The 12,290-nt window shown below is 61.8% G+C and carries 12 protein-coding genes; 2 read left to right on the plus strand and 10 right to left on the minus strand.

Annotated elements, in window-relative coordinates; genetic code table 11:
• Positions 1-2: 2 nt before the first annotated feature.
• The 10 genes from J2S97_RS18445 to J2S97_RS18490 all read right to left on the minus strand — a co-directional run bounded on the left by J2S97_RS18445 (position 3) and on the right by J2S97_RS18490 (position 9,017).
• Positions 3-221, minus strand: a complete 219-nt coding sequence (locus J2S97_RS18445) for a recombinase-like helix-turn-helix domain-containing protein (protein WP_307051396.1) — start codon at positions 219-221, stop codon at positions 3-5.
• Positions 214-741 carry an alpha/beta fold hydrolase gene (locus tag J2S97_RS18450; protein ID WP_307051397.1) on the minus strand — a complete coding sequence of 176 codons (528 nt, stop codon included), beginning with the start codon at positions 739-741 and terminating at the stop codon, positions 214-216. The genes J2S97_RS18445 and J2S97_RS18450 overlap by 8 nt, the downstream gene beginning before the upstream one ends.
• A 111-nt stretch (positions 742-852) precedes the next feature.
• Positions 853-2,499 (minus strand): thiamine pyrophosphate-binding protein, encoded by a 1,647-nt coding sequence (locus J2S97_RS18455; protein ID WP_307051398.1) that lies wholly within the window; start codon positions 2,497-2,499, stop codon positions 853-855.
• 89 nt (positions 2,500-2,588) lie between these two features.
• Complete coding sequence (locus tag J2S97_RS18460; RefSeq protein ID WP_307051399.1) at positions 2,589-3,377, minus strand: SDR family oxidoreductase; 789 nt, start codon at positions 3,375-3,377, stop codon at positions 2,589-2,591.
• 85 nt (positions 3,378-3,462) lie between these two features.
• Positions 3,463-4,206: an SDR family oxidoreductase gene (locus J2S97_RS18465; RefSeq protein WP_307051400.1), complete on the minus strand. Its 744-nt coding sequence runs from the start codon at positions 4,204-4,206 to the stop codon at positions 3,463-3,465.
• A complete protein-coding gene (locus J2S97_RS18470; protein WP_307051401.1) occupies positions 4,203-5,018 on the minus strand; it encodes an alpha/beta fold hydrolase in 816 nt (271 codons plus the stop codon). Before J2S97_RS18470 ends, J2S97_RS18465 begins: the two co-directional genes overlap by 4 nt.
• On the minus strand, positions 5,002-5,997 hold the full coding sequence (locus J2S97_RS18475) for a VOC family protein (RefSeq protein WP_307051402.1): 996 nt from the start codon (positions 5,995-5,997) through the stop codon (positions 5,002-5,004). The genes J2S97_RS18470 and J2S97_RS18475 overlap by 17 nt, the downstream gene beginning before the upstream one ends.
• Before the next feature lie 27 nt (positions 5,998-6,024).
• Positions 6,025-7,059: a PDR/VanB family oxidoreductase gene (locus J2S97_RS18480; protein ID WP_307051403.1), complete on the minus strand. Its 1,035-nt coding sequence runs from the start codon at positions 7,057-7,059 to the stop codon at positions 6,025-6,027.
• A gap of 3 nt (positions 7,060-7,062) precedes the next feature.
• On the minus strand, positions 7,063-7,410 hold the full coding sequence (locus J2S97_RS18485; RefSeq protein ID WP_307051404.1) for a RidA family protein: 348 nt from the start codon (positions 7,408-7,410) through the stop codon (positions 7,063-7,065).
• A gap of 44 nt (positions 7,411-7,454) precedes the next feature.
• Positions 7,455-9,017 (minus strand): aldehyde dehydrogenase, encoded by a 1,563-nt coding sequence (locus J2S97_RS18490; protein ID WP_373460589.1) that lies wholly within the window; start codon positions 9,015-9,017, stop codon positions 7,455-7,457.
• Between the two features lie 415 nt (positions 9,018-9,432).
• Between J2S97_RS18490 and J2S97_RS18495 the strand changes: the two genes are divergently transcribed.
• Together J2S97_RS18495 and J2S97_RS18500 are read left to right on the plus strand one after the other, a co-directional pair.
• Positions 9,433-10,713, plus strand: coding sequence for an MFS transporter (locus tag J2S97_RS18495; RefSeq protein WP_307051405.1), 1,281 nt, complete (start codon positions 9,433-9,435; stop codon positions 10,711-10,713).
• 1,001 nt (positions 10,714-11,714) lie between these two features.
• Positions 11,715-12,224, plus strand: a complete 510-nt coding sequence (locus tag J2S97_RS18500) for a flavin reductase family protein (RefSeq protein WP_307051406.1) — start codon at positions 11,715-11,717, stop codon at positions 12,222-12,224.
• Positions 12,225-12,290 lie beyond the last annotated feature (66 nt).

Genomic DNA, 12,290 nt, shown 5'->3' on the forward strand with positions numbered 1-12,290 from the left:
TCTTATTCTCCCAGTCGTCGCATTTCGGCGCGGAAACGGGCTTCGTCCCACGGTTTGCCATCCGGAGCATTGAGACCAAGGCCGTTCAGACCTGCAACCACCCCTGGCAAATCTTTTGTGCCGCCGCCGAAGACCTCGCTAAGTGCCCCTGCAAGTTTCTTCTCGTAGGGAGTTGCGGGCCTGGTCAAGGCCTGATTCGGTTCTAGGTACTGTTCAGGCACGGAAGTCCTCCTCTGGTTCGGCGAAGGTGTGCAGGCCTTCGGCGATGTTCATGAATGATGTGGCCCACTCGTTGAAAGAGTCGGCCCGTGTTCGGTGCGCGGGGACGGCGGTGTTTTCGATGATGACGAAGACGCCGTTGTCGATTCCTCCGGCGATGCTTTGCGGTTCGGCAATGTCGGTGTCTGCCTGCGGCACCGCGGCGATAACCAGCGATGGTGCCTGAACGAGCTGGAGCGAATGTGCATATCCCTCGATGGAGGTGTCAACCTCCGGGTCTCCGAGAATCAGGCTCTTGACCAGCTCGGGATAACGGCCAGCGAGCACGATCGTGGCGTAGGCGGCCCGTCCGGAGGCCACCAGGTGCACGGGGGTGACCCCGCCGTCCTGGAGTGCTGCCGCAGCACCTGAGACCCACTCTTCAAGCTGGTCTTCCGTGACGGTGGCACCGAGAAAGGCGCCATCGAAGTTTTCCCAGGTTTGTGCATCGTAGGCAGCAACCTGCCGGCTATACCACTCCACGGCTCCGGTGCCGTTGTGAAGGCAGACGACACGGTGCCGGATTTGCCCTATGTCCGGTGGTGGACTGTCCAAAGTAAGTGGTTCTGTCAGTGCCATTTTTTCCTCGTCCCTCTAGTGGTTCCGGCTGGGGATATGCACCGGCGGCACGAACGGTCCCGGCGCCGGGTCCAGGGCTGTGACGTCGATTTCGATGACGGCCGGTCCCCGGACCGCCAACGCTTCTGCCAGTGCCTGATCGAATTGTCCGGAGCCGCGAACCCGCCAGAACGGCAGGCGCAGTGATTGGGCCAACAGGTCAAAGTCCGGAGTGTAAAGATCCACGCCAGCTTGGGCGAAGCCGTTGGCTTTTTGCATGTTCCGGAGGACTCCGTAGCCGCTGTCGTTGAAGACCAGCACTACGCACCAGGCGCCCGAGCCTCCGAGTGAGGCGAGCTCACCGAGGTGGACCGCCAGTCCGCCGTCACCGACGATCACCGCGGTGGGGATCCCGGGCCGGGCGCAGGCGGCGCCGATGCCCATCGCAAGTCCCTGTCCGATGCCGCCGCCGAGCGGGAAAATATTGGTTTCCCGTGAGTAGATCTCCAGCAGGCGGTTGCCCCATTGGCTGGAGGGGATTGTTACGTCGCGGGCGATCACCGATCCGCGGTCAAGCCGCCGACGAACGCTTTCGCAGATCTCGGCGTACCCGCCGATGTATTCGGTCAGGGCGGCCCTGACGTTGCGTCGGGTCGCGCGTACCCGCTCGGTCCAGCCGGCCTCGACGCCGGGGGCGGGGAGTTTCGCGATGATCTGCTTGAGCAGGACTTGGGAATCACCTTCCAGCCCGACATCGGCCGGGTAGACCCGGCCGATGGCTGCAGGATCGATGTCTAGCTGGATATGCGTGCTGGGCAGTGCCATGGAGTAGTGCTTTGTTTCATTGGAGCGGAAGTGTGTTCCAATGCTCAGCAGCACGTCCGCGTCCGCCAGGAGTGCCGCGGCCTCGGGGGTGGTAGCGAAGTTGCCGATCACCTGGTCATCATCTTCGGGTACGACGCCTCTGCCGGAATTGCTGGTCAGTAGCCCGGCGCCGAGGCGGTGCAGCAGCTCAGCCAGGGCTGTACCGGCACCCGCGGCTCCACCGCCTGCCCAGATGAGGGGCCTTTTGGCCTGGGAGAGCATTCCAACGGCTTTGGCCAGAGCTTCCTCGTCGATGGAGGTTTCAGGCTGGCTGGGGGAATCCGCCGGGCGCTGTTCCTCGGGCAGGGCCAGGTACTGCAGGTCGATGGGCCATTCCAGGCTGGCCGGTGTATGGGGGGCGGTCAGCAGGTGCGCGATAGCTTCTTCCAAATCTGCTTCGGCATCTTTGGCGTTGAAGATGGTCCGCGCATAGCCCGATACTGCGTGAAGCATCTGCAGCTGTCGTGGGACCTCATGGATCACTCCGCGGTTGCTTCCGAGGAATTCACTGTCAATTTGGCCGGTGATATGCAGCACGCGGCTGCCTGCGGTCAGCGCTTCCACCATGGACCCGGCAGCGTTGCCGGCGCCTGTTCCGGTGCTGGTGAGGGCGACGCCGAACTTGCCCGAAGCGCGCGCGTAGGCGTCCGCCGCGTTTACCGCCGCGGCTTCGTGGCGGACGGCGACGAAGTTCAGTTCCCGGTCTACGGCCTCGATGAGGGGAAGGTTGTGAATACTGATCACCCCGAAGGCGGTGTCAATGCCGTGCCTGCGCATTACCCGGACGAGGATGTCACCGCCGGTTGGATTTTGGGGCATTTTCGTTCCTTGTTCCATGGACATGTCTTATCTCTTTCGTAGATCAGGGCCGGGCAATGCCGTTGAGCGTTAGCCCGATGGCAGGTGCCTTACACATAGCGGCCAACACCGCCGCCGACGTCGATCGTGGCTCCTGTGGTGTAGCCGCTTAGCGGGGACAGAAGGGTAAGAATGTGGAAGGCGACTTCTTCGGCTGTGCCGAAGCGGCCCAGCTTTACCCCTCGGTCCTTGGTGATTTCGGCGCTCCACTCGGTGAAGTCCAGGCCGCTGCCTGACTGCTCGAACCGCCGGCGCCACTGGCCGGTGTCGACCAGGCCGAGCAGCACGGAGTTGACCCGGGTACCGTCCGCGGCGAGATCTTCAGATAATGAGTGGCTCAGGTTCAACAACCCGGCGCGCGCGGCTGAAGTAGCGGCCAGGCGCAGTTCAGGTTGGCGGGATAGGATCGCATTGACGTTGACCACTGAGCCGTGCGGCGACGCGGCGAGGGCAGCCCGGGCCGAGCGTACGATGTTCAACACCCCGAAAATCTTGAGGTCAAATTCTTCGCGGAACTGCTCGTCGGACGTCTCATCCAAGGTAGCCATGAGGGAGCGGCCGGCGTTGCACACCAGCCCGTCAACAGCCCCGAAGCTTTCCAAGGTCCCGGCGACGAACGCGTCGGTGGCTTTGCGGTCGGTCACGTCGCAGGTGGCCAGATAGACGGAGTTTTTATCAGCCCACGCAAACTGATCGAAAGCGGCCGCGAGGCGCCCGGCATCACGGGCGCAGGCAGCTACCTTCGCGCCTTCTGCAAGCAGGTAACGGGCGGTAGCCAGGCCGACGCCGGAACTCGCTCCCGTCACAACGACAGTGCGGTCCTTTAATTGCAGATCCATCTGGTGGTCTCCTTGATCATCAGCCGGAGCCCGGCGTCCTGGGATATTTTCGGGAATGGGGATGTTGTGGGTGGTGTTAGCTGACTCAATGCCCCATGACAAAGCCGCCGTCAACGATGATGTTCTGACCGGTGATGAACGCTGCCGCGTCCGAGAGCAGGAACTGGACGACGCCCGAGACATCCTCGGGCACCTGGTCCCTTTCCAATACCCTTGTCTCTTCGTAGAGCCGGTAGCGGGAGGCCGGCACGGACTCGGTTGCCTCGACTCTGGTAAGGCCCGGGGAAACGGCATTTACACGGACCCCGGCTACTCCCGCATCCCGGGCCATGGTCCGGGTCATTGCCAGGACCGCGCCTTTGGAGCTGACATAGTGGACCAAGCGCGGCGAACCGTACAGCGCGGCGTCGGAAGCGACATTAACGATGGCGCCTGTCTGCTTTTGTGCCAGCTGCGGATAGAGGTGCTTGCTCACCAACCAGGTGCCGAAGGTGTTCACCGTCATGACCCGCTGGAAGAAGTCCTCTTCAAGGTCCCAGAAGGTGTCCCCGCCAACGCCGTCGGCAAGAGCTGCGTTGTTGACCAGGCCATCTGCCCCGCCTAGTTCCTGAACGGCATCGGCCAAAGCCGCAACGGAGTCCTTATCCGCGATGTCGGTGATGATTGCCGTGGCATCAAAGCCGCGTTCGCGCAGCGTATCTGCTGCACATTCTGCGAGGTCTGCGTTTTTCTCAGCGATGACAATACGGTCACCTCCGGCTGCCAGCCGTTCGGCGATACTGAATCCCAGACCACGTCCAGAGCCTGTTACTACGATCAGCCGTGTCATGAAAGCCTCTTCCAAAACTCTAGAATCGACGACGCCATCTCTGCCGGCTTCTCCTGCACTGCGGCATGGCCTGCACGGGGAATGATCTTGAAAGAAGCGTCTGTTATGGATTTGGCGAGAATCCGGGATTCAGCCACACCGGTGACTACATCGTCTTCGCCGACCAAAACCAGTGATGGTACCTGCAGGGACGACAGCACATTCGATGTGTCGGTAGCTGCCATCATGGCCGCTGCCGCTGTGTAGCCGGGCAACCGGACCGCCGCCATCTCGGACCTGACCGCCGCGGCTGTCGCAGCATCCGTTGCCGGCGAGACCAGCCTGGACGCGCGCCGGTCGGCAAACGCTTCTGGCCCCAGTTCAGCCAGTTCCGGGACGCGAGCCAGCATCCTGTCCACCGACTCACCGGTAACGGCCGAGCCTCGGGTGCTGTCCGCCAGCACCAGGGAGCGGACAGCACCCGGTTCCTGCGCTGCCACTTTGGTGGCGATGACTCCTCCCCACGAGGTCCCAATCAGGTGTGCGGGACCAAGGGCAAGGGAAGCCAAAATCTGCAGGACGAGCCCGGGATGGTCGACCGGACCCAGCGGATCCGCGGACTCCCCGTACCCTGGTGCATCCCAGCAGAACGTGCGGTAGCCGGCCTCACTGAGCAGCTGTGCCAGCGCCCCGCAGGATGAGGCGTTACCCCCGATGCCGTGCATCAGGAAAACAGGCGCTCCTTCACCACGGACGACCAGGGAGACGCCGTGGAGGGAAATACGGCTGCCCAAGCTTCGGGTGGCGGGAGCTGCCTCAGTGGGCAGCTGCATGACTTACCGAATCTGCCGACGGAACAGTGAAGTAATCCGCGCTGCCCGGGACGACGAGGGAGCGGTAGCCGTCATCGGGGATTCCGGCCATCGCAGTGCGAACGTTGACCGTGGGGGGCCCGGCGGTTCCCCACTGGTCCGACAGTTCCGGGGTCCGCTTCCAGGTGCGGCACAGCCAGCTGTCCTCATCAACCTGCGCAACTTCCGAGGTGTACTCACAAACCAAGCCAGCAGGGTCGGTGAAGTAGGAGAAGGTGTTATCCCCGGGACCGTGGCGTCCCGGTCCCCACTGGGGGGCGATACCGTGGGTTTTGAGGGACCCGATACCACGCATGAAGTGGTCGATGCTCTGCATTTCGTAGGCCACATGGTTAACTGCTGTCCACGGGGCCTGGTTGAAGGCGATGACATGGTGCTCGGAATTGCACCGGAGGAAGGACATCTGGTGCTCGGACCAGTCCGAGACCCGCATGCCCAGGACCTGGGTGTAGAAGGCGGTTGCCCGGTCAATGTCGATCGTGTTCAGCACGACGTGGGCAATTTTGCGCGGGATTGCCCGGCGTCCGGATGGCTCCTGGCTGACGACCGCATGAACGTCAGCGGACAGCTCTACGAGCCTTCCCTCGGGGTCAACCAACTGCAGGCCGTATCCGCCGGCAGCGTCGTCCAGGGGTCCGGGTTCACGGAAGAGGGGAATACCCAGAGCAGCGAGCTTAAGGGCTGCCTGGTCCACCTCCTGGGGCGTGGCGAGGGCGAAGGCGACGCCGCCAAGCGCGTTCTGCTGGCCCTTTTCCAGCTTTAGAATGTGGTGCTCGGAGCCGGTCCCGCGGAGCCAGAAGCGGTCGCTGTCCTCCTCGACGGTGGAAAGGCCCCAGACCTCGTGGTAGAAATCCTTGGCACGTGCCGTTTCCGGTACCTTCAAGGACACCGAGCGAAGGGATCGCAACTTACAGACAGGCTCTGCTGCGAAGAAATTCATGGGGCTACCTTCTTACTTTTCGAGGGTTTAGAGATCAAGAATCAGTTCGGCCGAACGGCAACGCGAGACGCATACGAACATGGATTTGTTTGCGGCCTGCTCGGCCTGGGTGAGGAGAAAATCACGGTGCTCCACGTCGCCGCTGATGACGCGTGTTTCGCAGGTGCCGCAGATTCCTTCAGCGCAGGAGCTGGGAACGTCGATGCCTGCGTTGTTGAGGGCATCAAGCACAGATACGTCAGGCCCGACGGGGATGCGTTGGCCGGTGCTGTTGCACACCACGTCAAATGCTGATTCGCTCTCCACCGGGACAGCAACTTTTTCTGGTGCCTTGAACCGCTCGATTCGAAGCTGCGCTTCGTCCTGCATGGCCCCGGCAACGGCTTTCAGCAGCGGTTCCGGACCACAGGCGTAAACCAGTGCATCCGGGCTCAGGGTTCCGACAGCGGCGGCCAGGTCAGGGTAGCTGCCGTTGGCTTCGTCGTCGGCGTGGATGGTGATCCGGTCCTGGGGCAGGGTGTCGATCTCGGGAAGAAAGGCCATACTGGCGCGGGACCGGCCGGTGTAGAGCAGTGACCAGTCCGCGCCTGCTGCGTGCAGTTGCCGCGCCATGGAGATGATCGGGGTGATGCCGATCCCGCCGGCGACCAGCACGTAGCGTCCGGCGTCTTCGAGCGCGAAGTTATTACGCGGGCCTTCTACCTTAAGGAGTGCTCCCACCGGTAGACCCTCATGGACATGTTGGCTGCCGCCGCGTGAGTCGGGAGTCCGGAGCACAGCTACCGTCCAGCTGGTCGAATCCAGCGGATCGGAGCATAGCGAGTACTCGCGTATGAGCCCGTTGGGCAGGTGAAGGCTCAGGTGGGAACCGGGCTGCCATTGGGGCAGCTGTGCTCCGGACGGGTCAGCGAAGGTAACGCTGGTTACCCCGTCCGATTCCCATGTTTTTTGCTGGACCCTCAGGGTCCGTGCGGTGGGCTCACCGGTCATTGCCCGGTCAGTGGTCGGATTCTGCCGGGTTGATTCTTCCGGTCCCCGTGCGTTCAAAATGGCGGTAGTCATGATTCACTCCTGGCCCCGGTGGGCAATGGCTTCAATTTCCACCGTGGCGCCGTATGGCAGCGCGGAAACTTCAACGAACGTCCTGGCCGGTCGAGGAGCGGTGAAGAGCTGTTCGTAGTGGCTGTTGGCTTCTTCGCGCAGGGTCAGGTCCGTGACGAAGTAGGTGGTTTTGACGATGTCCTGCATGGACATGCCAATGGTCGCCAACCGCTCCGAGAGCCTGGTTGTAGCGGCCTCAATGGCCTCGGTTCGGCCGCTGACCGGCGTGTAGTTTTCGTCAACGGACAACGCCCCGGACACGAAGCCGAAACCGCCGGCCTGGTATGCCGGACTGTAGGGGTGAGCACTCACTGACTTGCCTTTCGTGGGGGATGGATTGGAATATGCTGCGGATTTCATGCGCCGGCCCAAGGCAATGGGGCGCCGGAAAGGTCGACATATATGCTCTTTTGGTGCATGTAGGAGCGGATACCGTCCCTGCCTTTTTCGGTGCCCAGCCCGCTTTCTTTGATGCCGCTGAAGGGTGTGGCGATGCTGAATTGCTTGTACGTGTTGATCCAGACGGTGCCCGCGGCAACGGCGCGCGCGATGCGCCAGGCCCGCCGGTAGTCGGCCGTCCAGATGCCGCAGGCCAGACCAAACACACTGTCGTTTGCCTGGGCCAGCAGGTCAGTTTCATCATCAAAGGGAAGAACTACAGCCACGGGACCGAAGATCTCCTCCTGGCAGATCAGGTCGGAGTTGGCCACGCCGGCAATGATGGTGGGCAGGTAGTATGCGCCCTGCTGCAGTTCCGGCTCCGCTGGCCGTGCGCCGCCGCACAGGATTTGTGCTCCGGCCGCCCGCGCATCCTCAACCATTTTTTCAACGGAGTCCCTGTGGGCGTGGGCAACAAGAGGTGCCACTTGTGTGCCCGGGTCGGTTCCTGGCCCCACCCGCAGGGCTTTGGCTCCTTCCACTACGCGTGCCAGCACGGTGTCATAGATGGCCCTCTGGATGAACACCCGCGAACCGGCGATGCAGCTTTGGCCGCTGGAGGAAAAGATTCCGTAAAGCACCCCGGCAACGGCTTGATCCAGATCCGCGTCCGAAAAGATGATGGTTGGCGATTTTCCGCCCAGTTCCAGCGTGATCGGCATGATTTTCTCAGCTGCGATGCGGCCCAGCTGTCGCCCGGTCGAGGTGCCGCCGGTGAAGGAAACCTTGCCGACTTCCCTGTGCCGTGCCAGAGCGTCCCCGACGGTCCTTCCCGGACCGGGAAGCACCGAAAGCAGGCCCGAGGGCAGTCCAGCCTCGTCACAGATCCTTGCCAGCAGCAGCGACACCCAGGGTGCCCACACCGGCGGTTTGATAATGACGGCGTTGCCCGCGGCAAGGGCCGGAGCAACCTTTTGCGCGTCGCTGGCAATGGGGGAGTTCCACGGTGTAATGGCAGCCACCACACCGATGTGCTCATAGGTGGAGATACTCAGGTAGTCACCCCGCGGCGGGGTTAACGCATCCTCCATGGTTTCAAGGGCCGATGCGGTGAAACGGAATGTGGCCGCAGCGCTCATGGCCAACGCCCGCGTTTCCTTGAGCGTTTTACCCGTGTCCTGGGTTTGAAGAACAGCGATCCGGTCAGCGTTGGCTTCAAGAGCCGAACCGATCCTGTGCAAGACAGCTGCGCGTTCGTGCGGTAGCTTACGGGCCCAGCCGGACTCCGCAATGGCCGCCAGGCCTGCCGCGACCGCCACATCGACATCGTCAACAGTGGCACCATGGAGCGTTGCGAAGACCTCAGAAGTTGCGGGATTGACGGACTCGATCAGTGCCCCTGCGCCCCGGCCCCAGACGCCGCCAACGTAAATCTCGTCCAGCGTATCGATGCCCGGTTCAAAGCCGCGGAAGGGGATATATCCTTCGGAGTCTGTACCGGCCGGCCGTTCCACGATGCCCGCGCTGCTCTGCGTTGTCATCCTCAGGGTCCACCAATCTTTATAGTCACTCAGGCTGCCGCCGAAGTTGTTCGCGGCTATCCCCGCAGTCGCGGAAGCGACCGGAATGTGAACTAGGTCATGTCAAAGAATAACAGCACTAAGATACTTTGTGTCAAGGCAGTGGGGTCTTGACCTTTAAGGGCTAAGGAGATAGAACTAACACATTGCCATGATCTTCACCACACTTGAGCACCTCGCTAGCGCCCGCCTACGTGGGCGGGCTGACGGTGAGAAAGCACGTGTCGTGCGTGAACGGAGAAACCGTCATGATGTAGCAGCGGGCGACGACGCCTGGGCCTCGTCCACGACCTTGACTCCCGAGCCGCCTACGGGCGGGTGGCATGCCCCCGCTTCGAGACTGTATTCGAAGCCCTCACAACCTTAAGGATGTCCAATGGACACGATGAGCGAACCCAAGAAGCAGGAAGAGACCAAACCGAATTGGTGGGTACTTTGTCTCGCATGTGCGGCCATAGTGCTCGATGGATACGACACGGTCGCGCTGGGCGTGTCCATACCGGCGATTGCCAGGGACTGGGGTGTTGCACCCTCGCTCTTCACTCCTGCGCTTGCGCTGACCAGCGCTGGAGTGGCCCTGGGGTATCTGGCGGTAGGGCGCCTCGTGGCCAAGATGGGCACCAGAAACGTCATTTTTTCGGCGGTCGTGGTGTTCACCCTGGGTTCGTTGCTGACAGCGTGGTCGGATTCGATTCTGCAGCTGACGATTTTGCGATTCGTGACCGGCCTGGGACTGGGTGCCGTGCTGCCAGCCGCTGTCGCCCATGCGACCGCAGTCAATCCCGCTCGGTTGCGTCAATCGATTGCGGTGGTCGTGATGACGGGCATCTCCCTCGGGGCGCTCATCGCGGGGTTGGCCGGGAGCGGTATCGTGGGCGCACTGGGGTGGGAATGGGTGTTCATTACCGGAGCTATCGCTTCTGCTGTGCTTCTGCCGTTCCTGTGGTTTGGACTCTCCGCCAGCCACGTATCGAGCACGCCCATCGATGCGGCCGAGGCCAAGCACCATGCGTCGGTGGCGCGCCTGTTCGATGCTTCCGTACGAAGCAGAACCCTCCTCCTGTGGGCTTTTTCGTTCCTCATCTTTGCCTCGTTCTACGTGTTCTCTTCGTGGTTGCCAACACTGCTCACCAGCTACGGCTTCAGTGCCGGCCTAGCACCACTGGGATCGGCGGCCCTGGGCATAGGAAGCATCATCGGTGCCGGCGTACTAATCCTCGCATCGCGTCGATTCCGGATGACGTCCGTCCTGGCTGGAACCTCGGCAGCAGCGATCGTGTTCCTTGTCATCTCTGCATTCCTCGGCCCGGACAAAGCGCTGCTGCTGATGGTCTTTGGTGGCGTCGGCCTCGGACTTCAGGCCGGCATGATCGGCCAGGCCGCGGTGGCAGTGACGCTGTATCCCCAAGCAACGGTGACCGCCGGTATCGGCTGGGCGGCTTCAATGGGCCGACTCGGATCGGTTGTCGGCCCGATTTTCGGCGGCGTCCTCATCGGGCTCGGCGTGGATACCAGCATCATCGTTCTCTCAGTATGCGTGCCCGTGATCATCGCTTTGGTATTGGTGCTGATTCTAGGACGGATCACAGCAGCCAAAGCGACGGTTCCGACGTCATTACAGCCGGCGAAATCGCCCCTCACCGCGCCTCGGACCTAGCGTAGACCCTGCCCTGCACTGCCCTTTCGACACCCAACCGTAGGGGCAGTGCAGGAGGTTGAATCCTAATACCCCTGCCGTCAGTGGAAAGCCTCCCAGGACGCACCTAGGGAAAGAAGAAGAAAGTCATGGCGCGCGGCCCACAGAACCACGGCCATGGTCAACACCGTCGCGCGGGAGACCGAGAAGTAGCACTACCCGCACCACTCGACGTTGGATTGGCAGGCACCCCGCTAGCGTGCGCATCGAGGATCTGGCGTAAGTAGAGCTGGCGTGCCATGGGCCAGCAACGAGTTCGGCTTGCTGCCGCTCTGGGCGTGCTGGGCGCTGGCACCCCTCTGAGTAAGTGCTGCTAGGCAGTGTGGCCAGCGAAAGCGAGGGAGGGCCGAGTGATTCCGGGACGGAAGTTACTCTTCTTGAGGGATCCTCATTCTGCATCTCTGCGGCGAGCGACGACATGACAAGGGCCGGACGCATGGAGCTTCTTCAAGGACACCCGCTTCATCGCGGAACGGAACCTGACCATCAATGGCGGCTCTATCGAAGCGCTGTCCGTTGCGACACCACAGCCTACCGCGCGAAGTTTGTCGGGAGGGCCGCCAGCAACGGAGGGATGGACAGTCCGTTGCTGATCGAACGCGAACGAATCCTCGGAACCGGTCTGACTGAGACTGTAAACGTCCGCAACTACTCCTGGGACATCGTTTTCGTTGCGCCTCGCTGCATGTGACAATTAGCCATACTAATTAGCTCCGCTAACCATTATTGCGCGGATCATCGACTCTCATCCTCGGAGTAGTCCGAGGGTGCTGCTAGTCAGCTCCTCGGACTCGTGCACCAACGCCGACCCAGCCCCGGTCCCGGCCCGGCCGGTTCGTTTTCCTTGGCCATCCGATACTTGCCACCTTCTTCATATTATCTTAGACTTAAGATAGTTCAATCTAAGGGACATCTGATTGACCAAGCATCGCTTTCCGGGTCTTGGGCTCGAAGGAGACAACATGACTATCGTCACCGAACACCCCCGCACCATCGATCCCCAGCAGGTCCGGGAGGTCATGTCCAAAGTGCCCACGGGCGTGACCGTCATTGCGGGTGGGCCCGGACTTACCGGTGAACGCGCCGCCATGATCGTTGGATCATTCGTTTTCATTTCCGTCGAGCCCTGCTTGGTTGGTTTCTTCGTTGGCCACGGCTCGTCAAGTTGGCCAAAGCTCAAGGAGGCCACAGTGCTTGGCATCAGCACCCTGTCCGCAAGCCAGACGCAGTTCTGCCGCAAGCTCGGAAAAAAGGAAGCGGACCGCTTCGCCGAGCATTTCTGGAACGAGGGCCTATACGGCGCACCACTAGTCGCCAGTTCACTCACGGCCATGGAATGCCAGATCGAAAACGTCACGTCCGTCGGTGACCATGACTTCGTTCTGGCCCGTGTCCTCGATCTCAGCGCCGGAAGCGCCGCCGACCCTCTTATCTTCCAAAATCATGAGTTCTCCGGGCTCCTTCGCCACTGACTCGACAGGACTTTGAGCCACTGGATCCTGCCCACGCTTTGCTGATGCCGAAGCGTGGGGCCTGAC

Origin of the sequence: Arthrobacter oryzae, from assembly GCF_030812315.1 — a bacterium.
Lineage (GTDB): Bacteria > Actinomycetota > Actinomycetes > Actinomycetales > Micrococcaceae > Arthrobacter > Arthrobacter oryzae_B.